General features: G+C 37.9%; 23 protein-coding genes and 2 riboswitches. Of the genes, 3 read left to right on the forward strand and 20 right to left on the reverse strand.

The features are described 5' to 3' along the window. Window positions 1-33: 33 nt before the first annotated feature. Together QE429_RS21775 and QE429_RS21780 are read right to left on the reverse strand one after the other, a co-directional pair. A complete protein-coding gene (locus QE429_RS21775; RefSeq protein ID WP_307290916.1) occupies window positions 34-474 on the reverse strand; it encodes a threonine/serine exporter family protein in 441 nt (146 codons plus the stop codon). Window positions 475-492: 18 nt separating this feature from the next. After that, the gene (locus tag QE429_RS21780; protein WP_307290005.1) at window positions 493-1,254 is read right to left on the reverse strand and encodes a threonine/serine exporter family protein; all 762 of its coding nucleotides are present in this window, start codon (window positions 1,252-1,254) and stop codon (window positions 493-495) included. 211 nt (window positions 1,255-1,465) lie between these two features. On the opposite strand from QE429_RS21780, the gene QE429_RS21785 reads away from it, so the two are divergent. Then, on the forward strand, window positions 1,466-2,194 hold the full coding sequence (locus QE429_RS21785) for a GntR family transcriptional regulator (RefSeq protein ID WP_307290006.1): 729 nt from the start codon (window positions 1,466-1,468) through the stop codon (window positions 2,192-2,194). 295 nt (window positions 2,195-2,489) lie between these two features. Here QE429_RS21785 and QE429_RS21790 read toward each other — a convergent pair whose 3' ends face one another. The 15 genes from QE429_RS21790 to QE429_RS21860 all read right to left on the reverse strand — a co-directional run bounded on the left by QE429_RS21790 (window position 2,490) and on the right by QE429_RS21860 (window position 17,624). Next, on the reverse strand, window positions 2,490-3,311 hold the full coding sequence (locus QE429_RS21790) for a PfkB family carbohydrate kinase (RefSeq protein ID WP_307290917.1): 822 nt from the start codon (window positions 3,309-3,311) through the stop codon (window positions 2,490-2,492). 16 nt (window positions 3,312-3,327) lie between these two features. Beyond that, the gene (locus QE429_RS21795) at window positions 3,328-4,212 is read right to left on the reverse strand and encodes a carbohydrate ABC transporter permease (RefSeq protein ID WP_373463219.1); all 885 of its coding nucleotides are present in this window, start codon (window positions 4,210-4,212) and stop codon (window positions 3,328-3,330) included. 1 nt (window position 4,213) lies between these two features. Beyond that, window positions 4,214-5,095, reverse strand: coding sequence for a carbohydrate ABC transporter permease (locus QE429_RS21800; protein WP_307290007.1), 882 nt, complete (start codon window positions 5,093-5,095; stop codon window positions 4,214-4,216). 71 nt (window positions 5,096-5,166) lie between these two features. Next, on the reverse strand, window positions 5,167-6,459 hold the full coding sequence (locus tag QE429_RS21805) for an ABC transporter substrate-binding protein (RefSeq protein ID WP_307290008.1): 1,293 nt from the start codon (window positions 6,457-6,459) through the stop codon (window positions 5,167-5,169). A gap of 69 nt (window positions 6,460-6,528) precedes the next feature. Beyond that, on the reverse strand, window positions 6,529-7,518 hold the full coding sequence (locus QE429_RS21810) for an SIS domain-containing protein (RefSeq protein ID WP_307290010.1): 990 nt from the start codon (window positions 7,516-7,518) through the stop codon (window positions 6,529-6,531). A gap of 176 nt (window positions 7,519-7,694) precedes the next feature. Further along, window positions 7,695-8,033, reverse strand: coding sequence for a YrdB family protein (locus tag QE429_RS21815; protein WP_307290012.1), 339 nt, complete (start codon window positions 8,031-8,033; stop codon window positions 7,695-7,697). Between the two features lie 39 nt (window positions 8,034-8,072). After that, the gene (locus QE429_RS21820) at window positions 8,073-9,005 is read right to left on the reverse strand and encodes an HD-GYP domain-containing protein (RefSeq protein WP_307290013.1); all 933 of its coding nucleotides are present in this window, start codon (window positions 9,003-9,005) and stop codon (window positions 8,073-8,075) included. An 18-nt stretch (window positions 9,006-9,023) separates the two neighbouring features. Continuing rightward, window positions 9,024-9,716, reverse strand: a complete 693-nt coding sequence (locus tag QE429_RS21825; RefSeq protein WP_307290015.1) for a hypothetical protein — start codon at window positions 9,714-9,716, stop codon at window positions 9,024-9,026. 67 nt (window positions 9,717-9,783) lie between these two features. Then, window positions 9,784-9,869, reverse strand: a riboswitch (cyclic di-GMP riboswitch). 149 nt (window positions 9,870-10,018) lie between these two features. Beyond that, window positions 10,019-11,749 (reverse strand): DHA2 family efflux MFS transporter permease subunit, encoded by a 1,731-nt coding sequence (locus QE429_RS21830; RefSeq protein WP_307290017.1) that lies wholly within the window; start codon window positions 11,747-11,749, stop codon window positions 10,019-10,021. Between the two features lie 5 nt (window positions 11,750-11,754). Then, a complete protein-coding gene (locus QE429_RS21835; RefSeq protein ID WP_307290019.1) occupies window positions 11,755-12,279 on the reverse strand; it encodes a PadR family transcriptional regulator in 525 nt (174 codons plus the stop codon). A 435-nt stretch (window positions 12,280-12,714) separates the two neighbouring features. After that, window positions 12,715-12,945: a hypothetical protein gene (locus QE429_RS21840; RefSeq protein WP_307290020.1), complete on the reverse strand. Its 231-nt coding sequence runs from the start codon at window positions 12,943-12,945 to the stop codon at window positions 12,715-12,717. Between the two features lie 62 nt (window positions 12,946-13,007). Beyond that, window positions 13,008-13,751 (reverse strand): alpha/beta hydrolase, encoded by a 744-nt coding sequence (locus QE429_RS21845; protein WP_307290022.1) that lies wholly within the window; start codon window positions 13,749-13,751, stop codon window positions 13,008-13,010. Window positions 13,752-13,931: 180 nt separating this feature from the next. Then, the gene (locus QE429_RS21850) at window positions 13,932-14,933 is read right to left on the reverse strand and encodes an ABC transporter permease (RefSeq protein WP_307290024.1); all 1,002 of its coding nucleotides are present in this window, start codon (window positions 14,931-14,933) and stop codon (window positions 13,932-13,934) included. A 1-nt stretch (window position 14,934) separates the two neighbouring features. Further along, window positions 14,935-16,437 (reverse strand): sugar ABC transporter ATP-binding protein, encoded by a 1,503-nt coding sequence (locus QE429_RS21855; RefSeq protein WP_373463220.1) that lies wholly within the window; start codon window positions 16,435-16,437, stop codon window positions 14,935-14,937. A gap of 74 nt (window positions 16,438-16,511) precedes the next feature. Next, on the reverse strand, window positions 16,512-17,624 hold the full coding sequence (locus QE429_RS21860; RefSeq protein ID WP_307290026.1) for a sugar ABC transporter substrate-binding protein: 1,113 nt from the start codon (window positions 17,622-17,624) through the stop codon (window positions 16,512-16,514). Window positions 17,625-17,752: 128 nt separating this feature from the next. Continuing rightward, a riboswitch (SAM riboswitch) is annotated at window positions 17,753-17,860 on the reverse strand. 211 nt (window positions 17,861-18,071) lie between these two features. On the opposite strand from QE429_RS21860, the gene QE429_RS21865 reads away from it, so the two are divergent. Beyond that, window positions 18,072-19,286, forward strand: a complete 1,215-nt coding sequence (locus tag QE429_RS21865) for an MFS transporter (RefSeq protein WP_307290028.1) — start codon at window positions 18,072-18,074, stop codon at window positions 19,284-19,286. A 373-nt stretch (window positions 19,287-19,659) separates the two neighbouring features. Here the strand turns inward: QE429_RS21865 and QE429_RS21870 are convergent, their stop codons facing one another. Both QE429_RS21870 and yfkAB read right to left on the reverse strand, forming a co-directional pair. Beyond that, on the reverse strand, window positions 19,660-19,860 hold the full coding sequence (locus QE429_RS21870) for a cold-shock protein (protein ID WP_077617474.1): 201 nt from the start codon (window positions 19,858-19,860) through the stop codon (window positions 19,660-19,662). Window positions 19,861-20,044: 184 nt separating this feature from the next. Next, window positions 20,045-21,166 (reverse strand): radical SAM/CxCxxxxC motif protein YfkAB, encoded by a 1,122-nt coding sequence (yfkAB, locus tag QE429_RS21875; RefSeq protein WP_307290029.1) that lies wholly within the window; start codon window positions 21,164-21,166, stop codon window positions 20,045-20,047. A gap of 230 nt (window positions 21,167-21,396) precedes the next feature. Here yfkAB and QE429_RS21880 point away from each other — a divergent pair, with 230 nt between their 5' ends. Beyond that, window positions 21,397-22,185, forward strand: coding sequence for a formate/nitrite transporter family protein (locus QE429_RS21880; RefSeq protein ID WP_307290030.1), 789 nt, complete (start codon window positions 21,397-21,399; stop codon window positions 22,183-22,185). A 173-nt stretch (window positions 22,186-22,358) separates the two neighbouring features. Here QE429_RS21880 and recQ read toward each other — a convergent pair whose 3' ends face one another. Then, window positions 22,359-24,491 carry a DNA helicase RecQ gene (recQ, locus tag QE429_RS21885; RefSeq protein ID WP_307290031.1) on the reverse strand — a complete coding sequence of 711 codons (2,133 nt, stop codon included), beginning with the start codon at window positions 24,489-24,491 and terminating at the stop codon, window positions 22,359-22,361. Between the last annotated feature and the right edge of the window lie 119 nt (window positions 24,492-24,610).

The raw sequence follows: 24,610 nt of genomic DNA on the forward strand, positions 1-24,610 counted from the left end.
AAAGCACGGGGTCAGCCTCAGATATACCTTATTTCAAATCCTTCTTTGATTAATTTTTCGAATGACTTGATTAATTACCTCAGAAAAAACTAATCCGAAGGCAATGGCTCCAGCAAGCATCAATACCTTTGCCGCTGACCCTAATGCTGCATTATAGTCATTTTCTACAAAATGTCTCATGGCATCATAGGCTAATCCCCCTGGAACTAGAGGAATGATCCCGGCAACACTAAAGATAATGACTGGCGTTTTGTAAAACTTAGCTAATTCCTGACTTAGAACGGCTATAAAAATAGTGGCTGCCAATGTAGCAGATATGGCATCATTTGAATATCTCTCGAGAAGATAATAAATAAGCCAACCTCCCATTCCGATCAATCCACATTTTATTAATGTTTCTTTTGGTGCATTAAAAAGGATACCAAAAGCTCCTGTGGCAATAAAACTTGTTATTAATTGACCAAGGATTTCCATATTCATTCCCACTCACCTTTATAAAAACGATAACACAACAGCAATTCCTGCTCCAATGGCAAATGCTGTTAGAAATGCTTCTGCTCCCTTGGATAAACCAGAAACTAAATGTCCTGCCATTAAATCTCTGATTGCATTGGTGACTAATAGCCCAGGAACTAATGACATAACGGAGCCAATGATAATTTTATCTAATTGCTCCCCAATACCAATGCTGACAAGTAATACAGAAAGTAAACCAATAACAAACGAGGCTAAGAACTCCGAGAAAAATTTAATAGGAACAAAGCGATGGAAGTAGACAAAGCTAAGATAGCCCAAACCTCCTGACACCATGGAAGGGATAAAATCACTCCATCCCCCATTAAACATAATCATAAAGCAGCCGCTTGCTAATGAGGCCGCTGCTACCTGATATTTAAAAGGGAAAGTCACATTAAGGGAATCAATTTCTTTTAATTGCGCTAAGGCTTCTTGTAAATTGATTTCACCGCTGCTGATACTTCTTGAAATGCTATTCACCATAGCTACCTTTTTTAAATCAGTGGACCGCTCTGAAATCCGAATCAGCTTGGTTTTGGTCGGTTCTGCCCCTTCAGCTGAAAAAATGATACCAGTTGGAGTGACATAGCTATGAGTTGATTGAATACCTAAGGCGGCAGCAATGCGCATCATTGTATCTTCCACTCGATACGTTTCTCCGCCGCTTTGGAGCATGATTTTTCCTGCCAGCAAGCAGACCTCCATAATATCATAGGTTTGTTCAACTTGTTTCTCCATTCAATTCTCACCACATTATCTTTACATTTGTTACTTAGTTTAAATCAAAACAAGACTTTATACAAAGATGATTTAAATAATGAATAAAATATAGGATTAAATAACCATTATTGCAAAAATATGAAAGTATTTACCGCTTACTTCTATACACTAACAGCAAATTTGTTATATAATATTATATAATGACTTGTGTACTGAAGGGGATTTACTAATGAAATTAAATAACTCAAGTTCCACTCCATTGTATGACCAGTTAAAACAAATCCTTAAAGAATCCATTGATCAAGGGATTTATAATGCCGGGGATCGTTTACCCAATGAAACAGAGCTGTGTGAATTATATGGTGTTAGCCGTATTACTGTAAGAAGAGCCATTCAGGAATTGTCCGATGAAGGTTTTTTAGAGCGAAAACAAGGAAAAGGAACCTTTGTTACGAGGACTAAGATTGCCAGAGAATTGGTTTCCGTCGATGGATTCACTGATTTTAGTAAACAGCTCGGCAAAAATCCATCAAAGAGGATACTAGCCTGTGAAGAAATAAAAGCTACTCCAGCAATTGCTGAAGCACTTCACATACCTGTTGATTCACCTGTTTTAAAATTGGTACGTATTATGTCGATTGATCAACAGCCTTTTGTATTGGATATCGCTCATTATTCGCTGGAACGCTTTCCTAATTTGTTTGCAAACTTTGCAGAACATGAGTCAACATATGATGTTTTAAAAAATATCTATCATATTAATATTAAATCAGGTTCCAGTAAGAAAATTATTACAGTTGTAACCGCTTCAACAGCAGAAGCTGAATACTTGGATTGTGAAGTAGGAGAAACTTTATTTAATATCGATAAGACGGTTTATGATGAAGCTGGAATTCCCATTCACATATCCACCTTCAAAACAAGAACTCAGTTAATTGCACTAACTATAACAACTTAAATAAAAAGGAATGAAGATGAACACCAACCTTCATTCCTTTTTATTTTAGCTCTGTTAAACGTGCCTGTTGATTTCCGCTCCAGGCACGAGCGGTTCGTGGGTGTTTCGGCGAGCCTCCTCGGCGCAAGCGCCTGCGGGGTCTCCCCTGAACCATACTCCCACAGGACATTGAATAAGCTCCATCGAATTATCACCGCACGAAGGAAATGCGGTAGCATTTTCGAGGATCTTCGTGCCTTCCGCTCCATTCAACAGGATGGAAAAATCAACACTGTTCTTTAACACAGGCTTTATTTTAACAAATTAATTGCTTTCCAAATCCAAATGCGCCATTTACTTCGCATGTTCTCGCTGCAATCTTTGCAGCTGCTTGTAACGATTCATCAATTGTGAACCCTTTAAATTGATGGGTTAAGAATCCAGCTATAAATGAATCACCGGCACCTAATGTATCCACCACATCTGCTTCTTCTATTCCCTGGATGTACCGTTTATTATTATGTGACATAACCACACCCTTGGATCCCCTTGTAATAATAATAAAAGGGGTTCCCAATCCATGAATTTTATTGAATAGCCCCCCTAGTTCAGCCTCTGTTAAATCACTTCCCGAAATAAATGCAAACTGAATATGTGGACACGTCTTTTCTAATAATTCATTTGTAAAGTGATTAGAAAAGTCATATGACACAGGCAGGTACTGTTTTAGAATCGGCAATTCATCATCTAAATGACTATAGATACTAGTATGTACCACATCAAATGTCTTGATATATTCATAGTCATCTACTGCCAGGTTCAGTTTAAGCTTTGATTGAACACCACCTTTATTCGATTTAATAAAGATCCTGTCCCCTTCCTCATTTAGATCCACATAGGCTTTTCCACTTTCACCAATTGCTCTTCTAACTAAACTGCTGTCTACCCCATTCTTACTTAATGAATCAAGAATATGATCCCCTTCCACATCGGTTCCAACAATCCCTATAAAGCCCGCAGCCTCTGCCCCGTTTCGTTTGGCTAAAACCGCCACATTTAGAGCATTTCCACCAGGAAACATTTCATTTCGATCTTGATAAATATCAACCACGCTATCTCCTATTCCAATGATTTTCATCATGTCTCACTCCTTCTTATCCTTTAACACTTCCGGATGATAACCCTCGAATAAAATACTTTTGCATAAAAATAAATAATAAAATAATCGGTAAGGCAGAGATCATTAATCCAGCCATAAGGACTCCCCAGTTAGTTTGCAGGGCATCCCGAAACTGCATTAAACCAGCAGGTATTGTTTTCAATGCATCAGAATCAACAAAGATTAATGCAAACATAAATTCATTCCACGTATAGTAAGCCGTCAACACTACTGCAGTCAGCAAAATGGGCTTATTTAAGGGAACAAGAATTTTTAAAAAGATAGTCCACGTACTGCACCCGTCAAGAAAAGCAGATTCCTCTAATTCTTTCGGTACCTCAAGAAAAGCAGCCCTAATTAAAAGAATAGTGATGGGAATGCGATAGGCAACATAAGGAAAGATCATGGCAAAATACGTATCATGAATTCCTAATAATTGAATAAGCTTGTACAGTGGAACTAAGCTAACTTGTGGGGATAGCATCATTCCTCCCATACAAAAAATCAACAGCAGATTCTTCCCTTTAAATTCAAATCTGGCTAGGCTGAATGCCCCAAGTGCACTTACTAGCACTGTGATAAAGCATGTTGCTGCTGTAACTACTAAACTATTAAGAAAATAACCAGAAATTCCAGTATTCCATGCCTCCGTATAGTTGGAGAATAACCATTTCTTTGGCATCGCCCAGCTGCTAGAGAATATTTCAGGTGTGGACTTAAACGAGTTGATGACCATCCAAAAAAGCGGATAGGCAATGACGACAAAATATAAAATAAGTACAGTAAAAATAGGAAGGCTTTTAACTGTCTTTTTTTGTTTCCTATACTTCGATTTAAATGAAATCGATGGTTGATAGTCTATTACTTTGCTTGTCTCCACCCTAAACATCCTTTCCTGTTTTAAATATTTTCAATTGGGCTAATGAAACAATTAAGGTAATGATTAAAATGACCGTTGCCACTGCAGCAGCATAACCCATTTGATCCTTTCCAAAAGCAGAATGGTAAAGTAATGTCCCTAAAACTTCACTGGCATTCCCGGGACCGCCACCAGTCAAAATGTACGGTTCATTAAATACAGTGAATGCACCTGTTAAGGTAATAAGTGTTGTGACAAAGAACATTTCTTTTACTTGTGGGACGGTAATGGAAAAGAATTTCCGAATTCTACCTGCACCATCAATCTCTGCAGCTTCATATAATTCTTGAGGAATGTTTTGAATAGCTACAATAAATAACATCATAATATACCCGATACTTTGCCACTGAGAAACAGCAATGACAGCAAAAATAGCAGTCTCAGATTCCCCTAACCAGGCTCTTGCTAGATTCTCAAGTCCTAGCATTTTTAATAGCCCGTTTAGAATCCCGATATCCGGATTATAGACAAAGGTAAACAGCAACGCGATGACAGTCATTGAAATGACAACTGGGAGGAAGAATACGGTTCTGAACAAGCCACTGATGAATCTCGTTATTTTATCCTCAAGTATAGCGGCTAAAATGAGCCCGCCAAACACCTGAAAGATAATTGAGATCACTGCATACCAAAGATTATTTTTTAATGCTATATAAAAAACTTCATCTTTGAAAAGATTAAGGAAATTTTCAAAACCAACAAAAGTCTTTTCTGCTGAAAAGGCAGAAAACTCATAGAAACTATAAAATAGATTTTCAACAATTGGATAATAAACAAAAAGGGCTAAAAAGATTAAGCAAGGTGCAATATATAGGTATGGTAACCATTTGTTTGTATTTTGCATATGAACTCCCCTTTTTTAAAGGCGTATCTTTAGAAAAAAGGTGGTCAAGTTGCAACCACCTTTTCGGTTTCCTATTTTTTCGCAGAATCCTTCACTTCTTTTGCTGCTTTTTGAACATCTTTCATTACCTCTTCTGGACTCTTCTTTCCATCCAACATTTGCTGTGCTCCATTTAAATAGGCATCCACAATTTTAATATCTACAGCAGTGTCAAACCATAAGTAAGTTTGCTCTGCGTTAACAATTAGATTAATAGCATCCTGTTGAAGCTTAGATGCATTCGCCTCTGTTGTTGTCCCCTTTACCGCACTGTATTCACTTACTTCTTTTAATTGCTCTGTCCCTTTTTCCTTCGAAGTTAAGAATTTAACAAATTCCATTGCTTCTTTTGGATGCTTGGTTTTAGATGAGATCATGATGCCTTCAGGTGCCGCAGTAATCGAATTTGGATTCCCTTCTCCACCCTCGATACCGGGTACATTAAACACCCCAAGGTCTTCTTTTAGAGATGGTTCAATCAGTCCAATTTCTGCTAGCTGGAAGAAACCGATTGCCGCTTTTCCACTATTAAATAGTTCACGAGAGTATTCGTGATCAACAGAGTTAACTCCTTTATTAAAGTAAGGCTCAAGTTCCATGAATTTCTCCAATGCTTTTACGTAACCTGGATGGGAGAAATCACCTTCAGGATTATTAGAATCATAATCTTTGTTAATCACATCTTGTGGTACCATCAATTGATTTAATGTTCCAATATAATGAGAGATCGTCCATGGCGCTTTGCTTCCAAATGTAATTGGAGTGATGCCAGCAGCCTTAATCTTTTTAGAAACATCAATTAGTTCTGACCAACTTTTCGGAACCTCAATACCTAAATCTTTAAATATCTTTTTATTGTAAAAGAAAGCTTTCCCATCAGTAGACCATGGAATTCCATATGTCTTGTTATCTAAAGTAAATGCATTGAATTGCGAGGCAATAATTTGATCAGACCAAGCCTTATCTTCTTCAATATACTTAGTTAAATCCAGTGTTTGTCCTTGACGTACGAAGTTATATGCAAATTCTCCACTCCACGAGAAAAATACATCTGGAGGGGTGCTGGACCCTAGAACAACACGAATCTTTTCTTTATATGAATCATTCAATACCGCTTCAGTTTTAATTTTTATATTTGGATGAGATTTTTCAAACTCTTTAACTGCTTTTTCAAAATATTGCTTCTTAGGTTGATTAGGCCAGCGGTGGAAGAATTTTAATTCTACTATCTCTTTTCCATTCGATGAACTTGAACTCTTAGAGCATCCGGAAAAAAAGGATAGGAATAGAATAGCAATCATACTTAAAATAAATAACTTCTTCATTATGGTTCCCCTCCAGAAAGGAATCAGTTTCTATAATTAAAGTAGTGGAAATTAGCTATTTAATTTGGGTTAGTATTCAACTGTCCACATATATCTTCTCTTTGATAATGGATGGTTCCGAGCCTCTGCCAACTGATCTGCATATTTTCTTAAAACATAGTTTAAGACTAGTGGAGCAATGTATCCTTGTACTTCTTCTGCTACACCCGTAAAATCAAAGTCTTTTGCATCAAGGACAACTAATTTCTTACCATATCGTTTTGAGAAGGCGAGTGCTCTTTCTTCTAACGGTCTTGTCTCATCTAATCCAAGCAAAATAATAAAAGGTGTTTCTTCATCAATAATTTCAAACGGCCCATGAAAGTATTCGCCTGCGTGGATAGCATGTGAATGAACCCATTGCATTTCCATAAGGATACAAATGGCATAGGAGTAAGCAACACCATAGTTTGCTCCACTTGCCATTGTATAGATAATTTTTTCATCTTTATACTCTTTGCCGAAATCTTCTGCATTCTTTTGATAGAGTGCAGCTGCTTTTTCGTAAACATTTTGTAAATTCTCAAGACTTTCTTCTACTATACTAGCTTTTTCGTTATTTTCAACCACTTTCAGCACACCAAATACTAGTTGATATAGCACAGAATAATTAGTTGTGAAGGCATTAGCCCCTTCACCCCATTGGTACTTTAAAACTACATCTGATGCTAGTGCTAATGGCGAGCCTTCAACGTTTGTTAAAGAAACTGCTAATGCCCCTTTTGATCTTGCAAATTTTGCGGCTTCTACGGTTTCAGGTGTTGTCCCAGAATGTGAGCATAAAATAACTAGAGAATTACTTCCCAGTTTAGAATGATTCCGATGGATAAATTCATTTGAACTAAACAGATGGGCATCAAGGGTTTTTGCCTCACGATCAATTACATATTTGCTTGGATACATAAGAGCCGAGGAACCACCACAAGCTACGAAGTATACATTCGAGATATTTCTTTTTTCAACCTCTGCTAAAGCCTGTTGCACTTGATTTTTTAAATCAATTACTAATTCTGTCGTCATTTTTATTGCCTCCCTGTTCACTATATACAACATACAACTTTATATAACGTTATATATTGTTATATATAAATTACTATATTTATTTCACCTAGTCAATTGAATTTTCAGAAAAATAAGACGACAATTTGCGACAAAAAAAATACACCTGCTAATCTAAGGACAGGTGCACCAAGAAACTATTGATTCCAGATTTTCATGAATAACAGATTAAATGCTGCTATGAGTCCATAACAAAAGCCTAGTGTGTGTTTATTTAAAAAGAACAAAATAATGACTGGAAGGCCAAATATGACTATCTCCAACATTAAAAAAGGCATGCTAGATAATGTGTAAGGTGCTTTAGGGGCTCCAAACATCCCCCAAATAACAGCGGCTATCATTGGAGCTCCAATACCTAATACTATGTTTATAACTGTACTCTGGCTCACATGGAACCCCCAATAGCCAAGAATGATAAGTACTACTATTTCCAATGTAAATCTAATGCCTAGATTTATTGCTTTTAAAACTTCCATCCTCACCACTCCTTTAAAATAAAAACAAGTCCCATGGTACTAAGGGACTTGTTTTAGGTCTTCTACCTTTAGTTTTCCGTCTATAATTAATACTTTTTCAAATGCCTCCACAATTTCACTTCGATAATGAGAACCCGCTAATCTTTTAAGTTCAGCTATTGCTATTTTAGGATCCAGACCTTTTCTATATACACGGTCCGAAGTCATTGCATCATAGGTATCTGCTACCCCTATGATTTGGGCTTCTAATAGAATTTCTTCACCACTAAGACCTGATGGATATCCGGATCCATCTAACCTCTCATGATGCTGTAAAATAATATCTCCAATATGACCATAATAGGTTGATTTAACCATCTCGCACCCATCCCAAGAGTGTTTCTTTAGGATTTCAAATTCTTCATTAGAAAGTTTTCCAGGTTTATTCAAAATTTCTTCAGGAACATGAATTTTTCCCACATCATGAAAGAGGGATGCAAAATAAAGATTTTCTAGCTTTTCTTTCGAAAGTTGTAACTGTTTGGCAATTCTCACAGAATATGTCTGCACCCTAGCACTATGTTGATAGGTATATTGGTCTTTTTCTTCTACTTGCTTAACAATTTTTGTTAACTCATTAATACTCTCGCTTATAAAGTGAAAAGCAGGCTGAGTAGTGAACCAAATTAACTTCATATCTGTTAATGCTTTAAAATAAGTAGCATCTTCAAGGTGATGTATATAAAAATAATCACCAGATTTTAAATAAATTTTAGTATCCATTTCTTCATAGACACATTCTCCATTAACTATAAAGAAGAATTCCATTGTTTCTGGTTCTTCACCTGGAAAAACATAAAAGGTTTTCCCTTCTTTTATTGTTTGTAAGATAACTTCTGAGCCGTCACCTTTTGCTATTAAACTAAACTCAGATGTTGAATCTATTACTTTTTCTAAATATTTCCCGTTCTCCCCAAGGTGAAGACCATTCATGTTAAAACCCCCAGACTCTTAATGGCAAACACGAATCGGGTCAATCCAAACCCACTTTCCTCCTAGCTCCACAAGTGTCCAGTAAGGTTCTGCTTGGATGCCCTTTTCTGCTGCCTTATTGATTGCGTCCGTAGACATTTTTAATGTAACATTATATAAATCTGTAATTAATTTATCCAAATCATTTGAAAATTTCTCAGTTCTTTCATTATGTTTCTCTAATTTTCTATTTATTTGTTCATTAAGCTTTTCTATTTTTTTATCAAGTTTTTCCTTATCATATCCTTTTTCTAAAGAAGACTGCACTAAACTATCAACTTTTGCTTTTATAGCTGACATCCTCTCATTAATTCTAGCTGTTTCTTCCTCTATTTTACTATTTAGATCAGAAAGCTCACTTCTTATTTTTTCTACTTTGTTTATATCATTGGTTTTTACTAAGTCCTGTTGTAATTTGTTTTTTTGATCTTTTAATTTAACAACAGTGTCGCCTTCCTCTAACTTTTGAATATCTCTTATGTACTGAGCCTCCAGCCCATCAGCATCTTGAACTGCTTTTGCAATTTTAGCTTCAATATCTTGGTTAGTTTTTTCAATAGAAGCAATAACCTTCTCATAATCTGCTGGAGTAGGCTCTGCAGCAAATACGCTTGTCCCAAATGATGACATTAAAAGGACTGATAGAGAAATGGCAAATACTTTTTTCAACATGTTTTTCCCTCCATTTTTTATTCCTAGTGGCTGTCATGGAGTTAGATAGAAGAGGACTAAAAAAAACATATGCAGCTGGCTGGCATAGCAATCAAACTTTAGCCCCTGTAGCTTTGCGTCCTTATCTTTTCAAATAGGTTGCCTTTTAGGAAAATGTACTCACAGTCATTATAATTGTTGGAGGTATATATTACCACAAAAAACACCATATTTTACTGAAAAAAAATACTATTCCATTTATTTCGACATTTAAACACAAAACCTGCGTCATTTCTACAACGCAGGTGTTTTGGACTTCCAACTTATTCGTTTGCTTGGAATTGAACATTGGAAAATACATTCTTTCTCCTTTTTTCTCTAAAAATAAATCCTGTTAAACAACAAATTAGTACAAACGGGATACTTGTTTTATAAAGATCAGCAAAACTGGATGCAATTGTTTTATGAGCATAGGCACTCACCTGACTTCCATATGTCTTTATTAATTTCTTATTGTGAGTAATTTCCTCATCTACCTGTTTTTCCACTTGTTTATACACCATTTCTTTTGCTAAAACTCTCTGATCTTCTGGCAATGTGGAAAGCACTTTTTCTACATTCCCATCAATCAGCTGTTGACGTTCTGTAGTAGAGATTTCTTCCTGATTTGCTTTAAGGTTTTGCTTTTCTTTTTTAATTGATTTTTTTGTTTCACTAAAGATTTGTTCTTTTGCTGATTGTGGCAAATCTAATTTTTCAAGCCTTTGAGCCGCAAAATGAACAACATTCTGTTTCTTATGTTGAATATTATTGGTCAAGCCTGCAACAAAGATTGCTACTGCTAAAACGACACCAACCTGTCTAAGCATAGAAAACACACTTTGGGAAGCTGTTAGCATCTCCCCTTCAAATGAGGATGTACTTGCAATCGTGGCTGAAGAAATAACAAAGCTAAATCCGAACCCAAGCAAACTGCACAACAAAATAACCTGACTAGAAGTACTATGAATACTTAAGTTGTGTAGCAAGTAGTAAGCAATTCCCATGATCCCAAACCCAAGTATTACTGGAATCGTAAATCCTATTTTTTTCGTTAACAAACCTGCAAAGTTGGAAAATACGAAGATGGCGGCAGATACTGGTGTAACTAGTAATGCGGCTTGAAGCTCTGTCTTATGTTGGAAGTTAGTTAAAAACTGAGGTAGTAGGACCATTACACCGATGAGGAAAATAAAACCTGCTGTCACTGTTACAACCGATCCCGTAAATAACCGGTCTTTAAAAAGAATTAGGTTAACCATGGGCGATTTAGACTTTTTCTCTGCCATGATAAAAAGAACAATAGAAATAATCGTAATAATATAGCAAACCATTGCTTGCATACTATCCCAGCCCCATGTATTTCCTTTAATTAGCACTAGGTTTAGTGGAAAGATTGCAGCAATAGAAAAGAGTAAGCCCAACCAGTCAATTTTTGACTTTACACGACTTTCATTTTTCAGTGTTAGTATGAAAAAAGCACTGATCATGGCCAGCAGACAGATAGGTACATTCACATAAAATACCCAATGCCAGCTAAGCTTTTCGGTGATAATGCCTCCAACTGTCGGCCCAAGTGCGGTGGCTAGCCCTTGTGTAGCACCAAGTAAGGTTAATGGGAGCGTTCTTTTTTCCAACGGCATGGCCGCAATACCGATAACCATGCTACAGGGGATTAAAATGGCCGCTCCAAAGCTTTGAATAAACCGTGCTGCGATTAAAGAATCTCCAGTTGTGGCTAGACCGCAAAGCGCAGAACCTAATCCAAAAACAAATATCCCAAAAATAAAAAACTTATTTCTACCAAACATTTCAGCGAACCTTGCCATAGGAATAGCTAGGACGGCTATTGTCATAGTGTATACATTTAACATCCACGAGCTTGTTTCCAACGAGGTATGCAGATTATCCTGGATTGCAGGAAGTGTAATATTCATGATTGTTGAATCCAGCATACAAACAAATATCCCCAAACACATCAGCAAAACGACCTTCATTCCACCTGTACCCTTCATTAAGGTTACTCCCCTTTAGCTTCATTCATTTTTTTTAGTTCCTCATCTATCATTCCTAGAATCATTTCTGCTTGACGGATCCCAAACTCTAAGGTGAATCTTTTATTCGGTTCCATGTTTGGGTGCAAATTAGCAATTCTAGTCAAATTATCATACATCGCTTGGTTTTTTCCTCTTTCCTCCAACAACCATTCCATTACCTTTTCTTTTGTGGTAAACCGCCCGAAAAAGATTCGGATTAAGATATCGGATCTTGTCACAGTGGGGTTGATTGGGCTGTTTAGATACGTTTGAAATTGTTTCTTTCCACTTTCCGTAATCACAAATAGATTTTTGTTCGGCTTACCGTCTTGCTGGATGATTTGTTTTTCCACCAGACCTTCTTTTTCCATCTTTCTCAGCGCTGGATAGATTGCCCCGAAGGAAGCATCAAAAAAGTAAGAAACAGAGTTTTCCATCATTTGTTTGATATCATAGCCGCTCATTGGCTCGTCATATAAAAATCCTAGGATTACGTCTTGAATGTTCATTTTGAATCACCTCATATTAATTATGTTTATATTATCATTGTTAATATAAATATTGTCAATAGTAAAATGGATAATTTTATCAGTTTTTAAAAAATGCCCCTTTGGAATGGTTATTTGTCACTTTGATTAATTACCAATTGTCGCTTTTATTCTCTTCAATAGGCTCTTGTCAAACGACTAGTTACCGTCCGTCTCTTTTTTTCTCTACTACGGGCTTTAGTCACGCCGACTAGTTACCTTCCAGCTCTTTTTTTCTCTTCAACGGGCACTAGTCACGCCGACTAGTTACCTTCCAGCTCTTTTTTTCTCTTCAAGGGGCACTAGTCACAACTACTAGTTACCTTCCCTCTCCTTTTTTCGCCTTCACGGGTACTAGTCGGTCCATTAGAAAAATAATAAAGTCGACGGCTTCTCACCATCGACTTTAACCTGAGATTACTCTCCAATATTATTTTCAAACCATTCCTGCAATTCCCTTAAAGAGGTAAAACTAAATATCTCCTCCCCATTCTGACCATTATCAAATCCAGCATTCCCTCTTAGTGTAATCTCCCCCTCATCCTCAGAAATTAGGATGGCATAAGGATGATTCACATTTATGTACCTCGAATCTAAATCCTGATCCAGCCAATTTTTGCTGCGCAAAAATGCTTCACAATGTTCCATACGCTTCCCTCCTTACCCTTTATTGTTCCTTATAATAAAAAAAGAAGACAAATAAATGTCTCCTAAAGATTTTTTTTGATGAACTGTAATGTTTCTTCTATTATGAATGCTTGATCATTATCCAGTGTTGCAACATGATAGCTGTCCTTCATCTGATGAATTTCTTTTACAGAAGAGCGAATACCTTCATAAATCATTTGTGAATTATTCGGCGGCACCACATGATCCTCTACCGAAACAAAAATTAGTGCCGGACAGGTAATTTTGTGAAGGTCTTCTTTTATCTGATCCATTAACATTAAGATTTCCTTGATGGATTGAACAGGTGTCTTTTCATAAGCTAATTCCTTCACATCCGCTTTTTTAATATCAGACCCAATCGCATCTAAAAACCTTACACCTTCTAACGAACGAACAGGGGCCATTTCCGGAATGTCCACAGCTGCGTTAATTGGAATAATCGCTCGAATCTCTGGATATTTTTCGGCCATGTATAAAGTCAATGTGCCCCCCATCGAAAGGCCAGTGACAAAGATTGTATCGCAGCGTTCTTTTAACCATTGAAATCCTTCTTCAATGGAAGAAATCCAATCCTGATAGGTAGTTTGCTCCATTTCTTCATAGTGGGTTCCATGACCTTTGAGCCTCGGTCCGCACACCGTATATCCAGCATTCGCGTAAGCCTCTCCTAATGGCCGCATACTTTGAGTTGTACCTGTAAATCCGTGTGATACTAATATTCCAACTTTATTTCCTTCGAAGTAAAAGGGTTCTGCACCTTCTAATATTGGATAATTGCTGGTCATATTCTTCCCTCCATCACATTATTTTTCCTCACTTAAGAATGTATTCGCTTCCATATAATAATTACCTCCCTGTGAATAACATATTTTCTAGTGGATATTGTTAATAAAAAGCGCAACATTTGTTGATATCCTTAATCAAAAAATATAACCTATCCACAGGCGTGAATAGGTTACCAACAATTATTTTTGCTTGTAATAGGTAATTGCTAAGGCAAATGCCAGTACGGTACCTTTTACAATATCCATTGCATAGTACGGCACCGACATCATAACGAGACCATTCTGAAGGATACCGATTAATACGGCACCAGTAAATGTCCCAAATGCATTCGGCTTACCTGCACCCAGGACTGAAAATCCAATAAAAGCTGCAGCAACAGAGTCCATAAGGTACGGCGCACCGGAATTGATTTCAGAGGTCATAACCCTTGAGGCAAGAACAATCCCACCAATGGAAGCGAATAATGCTGAAAGTAAATATGCTGCTATTTTATATTTATTAACTGGAATCCCTGAAAGTCTAGCTGCCTCTTTATTACCGCCAATTACATACATGTAACGCCCATGTTTGGTATAGGTCAGAAAAATATGCACTAAAATGACTGTGATCGCCATGATGATAATAATCCATGGCACTGCTCCAATTTTTGCAAAGAATGGACTAATTAAGCCTGTTGCCATAGAGCCATCGGGCAATACCATGTTTTGAGAAACTGTTGCCCCTTTTGTATAAGTTAGAGCCGTGCCTTGGATGATAAACATAGTCGCCAAGGTCATCAGCATGTCCGGAATCCGCAACTTTACAATCATGAAAGAGTTTAAAGCCCCTACAAATAAGGAAGCCGCAATCGCAGATAGAACCGCGACAACTGTATTTTGCGAAAACCAAACAAACATTGAAATAACAATAGCATTCGATAACGAAGCTACTGAACCAACGGATAAGTCGAAGCCATCGACAGATAATGATATGGTAATCCCTATAGCTATAATCGTCACTATCGATATTGATCGAAGAATATTGACAATATTACCTCCCTGAATAAATGAAGGATTGGCTGCTGAAAAAATTAGAATAAGTGCAAGAATCGTAATAATCGTCCCGTATTTATATAAGAAATGAAATAGTTCAAATGCCTTTTTGGTTGGGGTCTGATTCTTTGTTGAAATATTTGTCTCCATTTTACCTGCCCCCTGTGGAATAATATAATAGTTCTTCCTCGTTTGTTAGATGCGTCTCAAGTTCCTTTACTGACTGACCATCATATAAAACATAAACCCGGTCAGTTATCCCCATGATCTCCGATAACTCTGATGAGGCATAAATAATGGATTTCCCCCTGCTCGCTAGCTCTGTGATCAGTTCAAAGATATCCTTCTTCGCTCCTATATCCACGCCTTTCGTGGGTTCATCAAAAATATAGACATCGGCTTCAGCAACCAGCCACTTTCCGATCGCAACCTTCTGCTGATTTCCCCCTGATAGATTTTGAACCTTTGTTTCTTCAGATGGAGTTTTGATTGCAAGTCGGTTAATTAACCCCTTGGCAATTTCTTTTTCTTTCTTTCTATTAATAAAGCTAAAAATATTTGTAAAGCTTCCTAAGTTGGCTGCAGTCAGATTGGATTCCACTGATTCAAGGACAAGAATCCCTTCTTTTCTACGTTCTTCGGGTACCAATGCAACTCCGTTCTTTACGGCATCATAGGGGCATTTCAAAGATATTTTGCTTCCATTTAAAAGGACTTCTCCCCCTGTAATTTTTTCAGAACCAAACAACGCCTTGCAAAGTTCTGTCTTACCAGCCCCGACCAGTCCTGCCACACCGACGATTTCTCCAGACTTAACATGTAAATGTAAATCTTTAATTTTATTCCGATCTGATAATCCTTTTACCTCAAGAACCGTGTTTTCGATTCTAGTATTCTTTTTTGGAAACTGTTCCTCAAGCTTTTGGCCAAGCATATACTCCACCACTTGACTTTGGGTGGTATCCGAAATCTTCTCTTTTACAACAAATTCCCCGTTTCGCATCACAGTAATGTCATCACAGATTTCAAATATCTCTGGTAGACGATGGGAGATAAAGATAATCCCGACATTTTGCTTTTTTAAATCGCGGACAATTCGAAAAAGCTCCTTCGTTTCCGTATGACTAAGTGGTGCAGTCGGTTCATCAAGGATCAGGTACTTACAGTCATTCGAGACGGATCGGGCAATTAGAATCATTTGTTTTTCTGCAAGAGAAAGTTCACTCACTAGCTTCTTTGTAGATAGAGTGATATTCATATCAGCTAAGACTTGAGCTGCTTTCTCATGCAGAGCGCTCCAGTTCATCCACTGTTTTTTCCCCATTCGGTGAACCGTGTCCATCAACATAATATTCTCGGCAACGGTTAAATTCGGAATCAGTGCTGTATCGACTTCTTGATATACAATTTGAATGCCTGCGTCCTGTGCATCCTTTGGAGATCGAATGTTCAAGGTTTCTCCATTTAGAATAATCTCACCACTATAGTGATCATAAGCTCCAGAGAGAACCTTCATAAGAGTCGATTTTCCTGCACCATTAGCTCCAATCAATGCCTGAATCTTTCCTGTTTCTGTTGTAAAATGAACCTGATTTAAAGCCTTCACGCCTGGAAATTCTATCGTTATATTTTTCATTTCCAATGTCGAACGCATGAGTATCATCCCCTCTATCAAGCAAACACTCTCTTAATCAATTGATAAAGAGAGTGCTTATAATAAAAAAGTTATTATTTATAATGCTTCTTTAACGTCTTCATCCAATCTTCTTCAAATGCATCTGACTTACCCCAACCAGAAATGATGTTTGATAGATTGACCATGTTCACAGGATCCTTAGACTTTTGAAGATTTTCTTGTGAAACTAGTGATGCTTCTAAATCATATGTTTTCGGTGTTTCTTCACCTGCTAGCTTTTTAGCAAGCAATCTCATATCAACTGCACCAATAAGCTTCGGATCAACTGCAGCTGTATATTTCCATGCACTACCTTTTCTTTGAATCTCTTGTAGGTCCGCATTCGAAACATCGATACCATAAATTTTTACTTCTTCCCGACCCGCTTCTTTTAGTGCACGTGCAGCTCCGATAGCAAAAGCATCCCAAGTAGCAAAAATGGCATCCAGTTTTCCTTTTGGATATTTATTTAACATAGCGGCAACTGCGTTTTGTGTTTGCACACTTGTATCTGCAGCGGCAACTCCAAAGCGTTCAACTTCTTTAATACCTGGGTTTTTAGACAAGACATCTTGGTACACTTTATTACGTCTTACCATTGGCGGGAAACCGTCTACCCAAAGGTATGCAATATTGGCTTTCCCCTTTGTTTCCTTCACAAGCTGATCTAATGCTAATGTTGCTAATGCTTCATCATCTTGAGATGTAAGTGTTACACCTTCAACTTCAGCCAACTTTGGATTGGAGTCAAACGCAACTACGCTTTTTCCTTTTTCAACAATTTTCTTCACGTCGTTCACTGTCGCATCATCGTCACCATGAGAAATCACGAAACCATCATAATCCTGATCTAAAGCTTGATTAATGGCATCATGGAATTTTGCTGTATCACCGTTAGCTGTAAATACATCTACTTTTAAACCTAATGCTTCTCCCTCTTCTTTAGCTCCTGCTAAGAATTGAGCTGTATGATCGTCACCGCCAATTTTACGGATGACTTTAATCTTTAATTGATCACCTTTAGTAAAGACCTCTGGTACTCCTTCAAGGGAAACATTTTTATTTCCACTTGCTTTCTTCGCTTCTCCCCCAGATGCACAGCCTGTGAGCAATAGGCTTGCAGCTAATGTAGATACAAGCACACTTTTAAATAGATTTTTTTTCATGATAAAAGCTCCCCCTTTTTGTTTTCCTTACCAAACTAAATTATTCCCATCGGAGAAGTTTTCTTTTAGGTAAAATAAAAAACCTCTCCAGAAAAGAGAGGTTTCATCGCAAATTAAGGACTACTCCTCTCTTATCTCTCAAAACAATAAATGTTTTGCAGGATTTAGCACCAATTCCATGTCGGAACGGTTGCTGGGCGTCATCGGGCCAGTCCCTCTGCCACTCTTGATAAGAGAACGTATTGTTGATTTAAAGTATTAAACTAAATTTAAACTCACATTAACAAGTTGTCAATAGTATTTTTAATATTTTTAATAAAGTAATAACTTTCTTCTTATTTTATTAAGGAGATACTACTAAAAGTTATTCCTTTATTCTCCTAAGAAATTTCGGTATGATTATATTTAGGGAAACGAAATAAACTAAAGAAAGAAGTGTTACCATCCATGAATAAGCAGGAAAGTGCAAAGCGTAATTTACTGATTATGTGGTTTGCCAACTTCTTTGTAGCAGGAAGTATGACGATGGTCATGCCGTTTATTTCGCTTTACATAGAGACATTTGGGGACTTTTCAGAAAAATATGTCCAGCACTGGTCAGGCATTACTTTTGGAATAACATTCGTTTCAGCCTTTCTCTTTTCACCTGTTTGGGGAAAGATTGGTGATCGGTATGGACGAAAAAAAATTCTAATCATATCTGGATTAGGGATGGCCTTTTCCATCTTCTTAATAGGGTTTGTTCATTCTGTCTGGCAGTTGCTTGTGCTTCGGTTTTTCATGGGCTTTTTCTCAGGGTTTATTCCGATGTCACAGGCATTCATCTCTACTCAAACACCAAAAGAGAGTGCCGGCCGCGTCCTAGGTACACTACAAACGGGAAGTATTACAGGTTCGTTGTTAGGACCTATGCTCGGAGGAATTTTAGCCGATACACTCGGCTATGCGACCACTTTTAAATGGACATCTATTTCCATATTTGTATCTGCAATGCTTGTAATCGCAACAAAAGAATTTCTGGTAGAACCACCAAAGGGGGCCAAATCTCATTATTCCAGTAAAGAGGTCATTAAACATATCCTACGAAATCCGGTTTTATTAACGGTACTCCTTATCTCTGCACTTGTTCAAATCGCCCATTTCAGCATTCAACCTATCTTGTCATTGTTTGTGAGTGACTTGCATGGACCAGATAATGTCGCCTTTTATTCCGGAATTGCTTTTTCAGCTGCGGGTCTTGGTAATTTATTGATGTCGCGAAACTGGGGAAAAATTGCCGATAAATATGGGTATATCAAAATATTAGTCATCCTTTTATTTTTGGCAGGAATTGTCTACTTACCAGGAGCGATTGTGACAAGCCTTTGGCAGCTGGTCATTATCAGGATTGCCTTAGGTGTGACCATTGGCGGCATCATTCCTGTCCGTATCGCCTATATCCGTCAAGAAGCCCCAATTACTATGCAAGGGGAAGTCCTTGGCTATAATAATAGTTTACGATTCCTCGGCAATATCATTGGACCGATGCTAGGTGGCTTCCTCTCAGGCTACTTCGGATTTTCTGCTGTCTTTATCAGCACGAGTGCCTTATTAATAGTTAGTGGTCTAATTTTGCTCGTATCAGTGCTGCGTCATCCTAAGCTTGTTAAACATACAGCTTAATTACTTATTCAATATACAAAAGTTACCAAAATCTTTATCGAAATAAATTAGGTTATTCCCAAAATATATGATACAATAATTCTACCATTTGAATTACTGTTTCATTTGTGTGCCCTACTCATTTCATGAGTGGGGTTTTTGTTATGTCCTTTTTTTAAAATGGCCGCTCTAGGCACGAGCGGTTCGTGGGTGTTTCGGCGAGCCTCCTCGACGCAAGCGTCTGCGGGGTCTCCCCTGAACCATACCCCCACAGGAGTCTTCGTGCCTTCCGCTCCAATCAACAGGATGTATAAATCAACACGGTTCTTTAACACAGCCTTTGAAATAAAAAAAACAGACTCTAAATTAGAGCCTGTTTTTTTCAACGTTGTTATTAAGCTTTACGAACGTTAGAAGCTTGTGGTCCACGTTGACCTTGCTCAACGTCAAATGTTACTGATTGACCTTCGTCAAGAGATTTGAAGCCTTCGCCTTGGATAGCTGAGAAGTGTACGAATACATCGTCTCCACCTTCGCGTTCGATGAATCCAAAACCTTTTTCTGCGTTAAACCATTTTACTTTACCTTGTTCCATGTGTGTTTCCTCCTGCTGTGTGCTTTTGCACACATTGTGGTACTATCCTTGCACTCAGTGATCATCAAGACGAAAAGTTTATCTTATACTATCCTTTACACCGAACAAAAATAATTCTTACTTAGTATAACATTTTACAATCGTATTTGCAAGAAGACAATAAAGAGCGTCCTTTAAACAGAGCTTAATCTTTTGAAATATTGGCTTGCAACTTGGTAAAATCAAGGTCCTGATAATAGCTATTCTTAACCAAGATATTTGGACCTAAGCACGAAACAGCCGGACAATGACAGCTTAATTCCTTCGCTATACCTGTGTTTTGCCAGGCTTGATAGGCCTCTTCAAGTGGGGTTGTTTGGATATTTCCTAAAGGAGGTGTATCTCCGAAGTCCGTTACAATAATATCACCGCTAAATATGTTCACATTCAACCGAGAACGACCATCTGGATCATTTCTGACGGTTACATTTTTACTCTGATAAAGCCTGTTTAAAAGGTCCAGATCCTCCTTGTTACTGCTGCATGCATAGAATGGCAATGTGCCAAACAGCATCCAAATCTTCTCATCTCTAATGTCCAGCAAGTGATGGATGGCTGATCTAATTTCATCCAAAGATAAAGTTTCAAGATTGCTAGCAAAGTCACTTGGATACATTGGGTGCACCTCATGCCTCTGACAAAGCATTTCTTCTACAATTTGACGGTGAATACGTTCCAAATGTGGAAGTGTCCTCTTATTCAACATCGTTTCTGCCGAAACCATGACTCCTGCTTTTACGAGTTCTCTACTATTTTCTATGATCCTCTTAAAATATTTTTCTCGCTGCACATAATCAGGTTTACGCTCCATTCGAGCAAAACCGCCTTCAACGAAATCGTCTACAGTGCCCCAATTATGTGAAATATGTAAAACATCCAAATATGGAATAATTGGTTCATATCGATTTAGTTCTAAAGTTAGGTTCGAATTCATCTGCGTTCGAACCCCACGCTCATGGGCATATTTTAAGATAGGTAGGACATAATCTCTGACAGAGGAATGAGAAAGCATCGGTTCGCCACCTGTAATACTTAACGAACGCAAGTGCGGAATTTCCTCTAATCTTTGTAAAATAAGCTCAATTGGAAGGGCTGTTGGATCCTTTGTCTGAAGGGTATAGCCTACAGCACAATGCTCGCAGCGCATGTTGCAAAGTGTTGTAGTAGTAAATTCTATATTGGTAAGCAGGGGTTTTCCATATTGCTCAATATCTAAATATGCTTCCCAAGGATCGAAATGAGGGGTAATTTTTTTTAGTGTCTTCATACGAACTCCTTCATTTTTGTAGTAGGAAAAACTTTATTATTATAGCGTATTTCGTAACGTAGATGCCAACAATAATTTGTTAAAATCATTTGAACGTAAAATTAGTATATTCTATGGCGATTTCTCTATTTCCATTGGCATATGCATGGATTCCCGTATAATACATATTTGTTCAGGTATTAGTGAAAAATAATAGGATAGTAAATGAATTGTGGATGGTGGTAGTAGATATGGAAATGCAGCCTTTGAATGAAGCCGAAAAGCTAGCCTTAAAAAAACTGAAAATCTTTCGGCAAAGCATCCTCCGCTATATTTTACGTTCAATGCTTGCAAGTATGTTTATTGGTTTTGGTGTCATTGTTGCGTTTAAAACTGGAAATTTCTTTTATGTAGTAGATTCACCGTTTGCCTACCCTATGGCAGCACTTACCTTTGGAGCAGCGATTATACTGATCGCTTATGGTGGCGGTGATTTATTTACTGGAAATACGTTTTATTACACCTATGCTGCACTCCGCAAGAAAATGACTTGGATGGAAGTACTAAAACTCTGGGTCTCTAGCTATGCAGGAAATATTTTAGGTGCAGCCGTCTTTGCCTTTATTATTTTTACAACAGGACTTTACGCCAGTTCGTCAGTAAATGGTTTTCTTCTTCATGTGGTAGAGGTGAAAATGCAAGTTCCGACAACTGAATTATTCTTTAGGGCAATCCTTTGTAATTGGCTAGTTTGTATGGCCTTTTTCCTCCCCATGGGGCTAAAAGGGGATGGACCAAAAATGTTTGCTATGATGCTATTTGTTTTCTGCTTCTTTATTTCCGGATATGAACATAGTATCGCTAACATGTGTACTTTTGCGATTGCTTTGGTATTACATCACCCAGGAACCATTTCTTGGGCTGGCGTAATCCACAATCTCGTTCCAGTTACAATCGGAAATCTGATAGGTGGAGCTGTATTTATGGCGATGATGTATTATTACGTAAATAAACCGTTTTTAGATGAATATCAAGAATAAGAGATAGAGGATGTCCCAAATGTTTTGGGACATCCTCTTTAATGTCGAATGCTATCACTTTTCCCATTTTTCGGGAATATCGACAAATTCCCGGGGAAATAACAACAAATTTCGGTGATGCATCGACAATGTTTTGAAATATTCTAACAACTAAACAACTGGAACAAAATGACTTACTTACTTTTTTTACTTAAAAAATAGACATAAGCCTTTATCATAAAGTAGCTAACCTCTTCTGGGAGGAGTTCCTTTATTGGCTTTAGACGATCACGTCCTGCCTTTTCTACTGCTTTTTCTAAGAGCGGAATATATTCCTCTGGGATATGCTTTGAAAAATCGACCTCTAAACCCTGCTGTGCACATTGGAGTAAATGATTTTCAACCGTACTAACTGCTAAATCCCGCTTTTCAGCAATTTCCTTAATAGAGTAATCACTATGATGTAATTCCAATGTCTCCTTATGCGAATCCGTGACCGTCCTTTTTGCGGGTTTTTTCGCTGTCTTCTCCACAGGACTCTGCTCACTTTGATAATCTGGATTATTTTCAACGAATGTGAGTATTCCCTCGATAAACTGAAGTCCATATTTTTGGAGTTTGAGTTCACCCACACCGCTTACCTGTAAAAACTCCTCGTTTGTAATCGGCAGTTTGACACACATATCCTTTAATGTTGCATCTGAAAATATTACAAACGGCGGGACTTTTTCCGAATCAGCAATTTGTTTACGCACTTCCCGTAACACTTCGAATAACGGATCGTTCTTAGAAACTTGTTTGACTTGAACCGTCTCTCGACGGAACACCTGTTGTTTTCCTAATAAAACATCCTTCCCCTTTGGAGAAACAAATAGAGTAGGAAATTGGCCTTGCTCAATGGCTATCAGCTCTTGCGAAATCAAGAATTCAATAAAGTCACTAACATCTTTTGCACTCTTCTCCTTCATAATTCCGTAGGTAGGAAGACTGTTAAAACCCATTTCAACTACCTTTTGATTTTTCGACCCTGTCAAAACCTGTGCTGTGATGGTTTTACCAAAGCGTTGCCCCATCCGAATGACACAGGACATGACCATTTGTGCTTCTCGGGTTACATCAATACTAGTTCTAGTATCCAAGCAGTTACCACATCTACCACATGGCTCTGTCTCTTGTTCACCAAAATATTTTATAATAAATTCCTGCAGACAGGCTTCCGTATGACAGTAATCTACCATTTGCTGAAGCTTTTCTAACTCTTGAGTAATTCGTATGCGATCACTGGATTGGTCAATAAGGAAGCGTTGAACCTGCACATCCTGTGGAGAGTAAAGAAGAATACATTCACTATCCAAACCATCACGTCCTGCACGACCGGCTTCTTGATAATAGCTTTCCATATTCTTCGGCATTTGATAGTGAAGGACATATCGAATATTGGATTTATCAATCCCCATTCCAAAGGCAGACGTGGCGACCATCACCGTTGCCTTATCCTCTAAGAATCGTTCCTGCTCGTACATGCGGTCTTCGTCCCTCATCCCAGCGTGATAGCGGGCAACATTAATCTTCTCCTTTTGCAGTCTTTCATAAAGTAGGTCTACATTTTTCCTAGTCGCAGCATAAATAATCCCAGCTTCTTTCTCATTTTTTCTCAAATAGTCGAAGAGATACTTTTGTCGATCTTGGCCTTTAATTACTGAAAAGGAAAGATTCGTTCGCTCGAATCCGGTCATAACCGTATGTCTTTCATCAATACTTAAGAGACGACAAATATCTTCACGTACTCTTGGGGTTGCTGTCGCAGTTAATGCAAGAACATTTGGCCTTTGCGGTAGATTAGTAAGCATTTGATGGATATGGCGGTAGCTTGGACGAAAATCATGTCCCCATTGAGAAATACAGTGCGCTTCATCAACGGCTACTAACGGGATGTCCATTTCTCTTAAATCTTCAACAAAATCCGGTGACTCAAGTCTTTCTGGCGCGATGTAAAGAAGTTTATATTTCCCTTGCTTTGCATCATGAATCCGTTCATTCGCTTCACTAAAACTCAAGGAACTGTTAATAAATGTAGCTGGAATACCGACCTGTAAGAGGGCATCTACCTGGTCCTTCATTAAAGAGATTAATGGGGAGATGACAAGCGTGGTTCCTGGTAGGACAAGCGCAGGGATTTGATAACAAATCGATTTACCTCCACCTGTGGGCATGACACAAATAGTATTATGGCCATTTAACACAGATTGAATGGCCTGTTCTTGCCCTGTACGGAAGGAGCTGTAACCAAAATGTGTTTCTAGTAATGGCAATGCTTTTTCAAACAAAGGGGGTTCCTCCTCTCAAATTGAATGTGTCTCTTGGCTGTTAATGTCATGACTCTATTATACTGCTTTTTGGTAAAGGTTTCGCAAAAATTCCTGGAAGTTCATGCAAAAAAAGATCT

This window comes from Bacillus sp. SORGH_AS_0510 (assembly GCF_030818775.1).
Lineage (GTDB): Bacteria > Bacillota > Bacilli > Bacillales > Cytobacillaceae > Neobacillus.

Coding starts and splice junctions, on each gene's coding strand:
- QE429_RS21775 (WP_307290916.1), bottom strand. CDS start 474: ATGGAAATCCTTGGTCAATTAATAACAAGTTTTATTGCCACAGGAGCT.
- QE429_RS21780 (WP_307290005.1), bottom strand. CDS start 1,254: ATGGAGAAACAAGTTGAACAAACCTATGATATTATGGAGGTCTGCTTG.
- QE429_RS21785 (WP_307290006.1), top strand. CDS start 1,466: ATGAAATTAAATAACTCAAGTTCCACTCCATTGTATGACCAGTTAAAA.
- QE429_RS21790 (WP_307290917.1), bottom strand. CDS start 3,311: ATGAAAATCATTGGAATAGGAGATAGCGTGGTTGATATTTATCAAGAT.
- QE429_RS21800 (WP_307290007.1), bottom strand. CDS start 5,095: ATGCAAAATACAAACAAATGGTTACCATACCTATATATTGCACCTTGC.
- QE429_RS21805 (WP_307290008.1), bottom strand. CDS start 6,459: ATGAAGAAGTTATTTATTTTAAGTATGATTGCTATTCTATTCCTATCC.
- QE429_RS21810 (WP_307290010.1), bottom strand. CDS start 7,518: ATGACGACAGAATTAGTAATTGATTTAAAAAATCAAGTGCAACAGGCT.
- QE429_RS21815 (WP_307290012.1), bottom strand. CDS start 8,033: ATGGAAGTTTTAAAAGCAATAAATCTAGGCATTAGATTTACATTGGAA.
- QE429_RS21820 (WP_307290013.1), bottom strand. CDS start 9,005: ATGAATGGTCTTCACCTTGGGGAGAACGGGAAATATTTAGAAAAAGTA.
- QE429_RS21825 (WP_307290015.1), bottom strand. CDS start 9,716: ATGTTGAAAAAAGTATTTGCCATTTCTCTATCAGTCCTTTTAATGTCA.
- QE429_RS21830 (WP_307290017.1), bottom strand. CDS start 11,749: ATGAAGGGTACAGGTGGAATGAAGGTCGTTTTGCTGATGTGTTTGGGG.
- QE429_RS21835 (WP_307290019.1), bottom strand. CDS start 12,279: ATGAACATTCAAGACGTAATCCTAGGATTTTTATATGACGAGCCAATG.
- QE429_RS21840 (WP_307290020.1), bottom strand. CDS start 12,945: ATGGAACATTGTGAAGCATTTTTGCGCAGCAAAAATTGGCTGGATCAG.
- QE429_RS21845 (WP_307290022.1), bottom strand. CDS start 13,751: ATGACCAGCAATTATCCAATATTAGAAGGTGCAGAACCCTTTTACTTC.
- QE429_RS21850 (WP_307290024.1), bottom strand. CDS start 14,933: ATGGAGACAAATATTTCAACAAAGAATCAGACCCCAACCAAAAAGGCA.
- QE429_RS21855 (WP_373463220.1), bottom strand. CDS start 16,437: ATGCGTTCGACATTGGAAATGAAAAATATAACGATAGAATTTCCAGGC.
- QE429_RS21860 (WP_307290026.1), bottom strand. CDS start 17,624: ATGAAAAAAAATCTATTTAAAAGTGTGCTTGTATCTACATTAGCTGCA.
- QE429_RS21865 (WP_307290028.1), top strand. CDS start 18,072: ATGAATAAGCAGGAAAGTGCAAAGCGTAATTTACTGATTATGTGGTTT.
- QE429_RS21870 (WP_077617474.1), bottom strand. CDS start 19,860: ATGGAACAAGGTAAAGTAAAATGGTTTAACGCAGAAAAAGGTTTTGGA.
- yfkAB (WP_307290029.1), bottom strand. CDS start 21,166: ATGAAGACACTAAAAAAAATTACCCCTCATTTCGATCCTTGGGAAGCA.
- QE429_RS21880 (WP_307290030.1), top strand. CDS start 21,397: ATGGAAATGCAGCCTTTGAATGAAGCCGAAAAGCTAGCCTTAAAAAAA.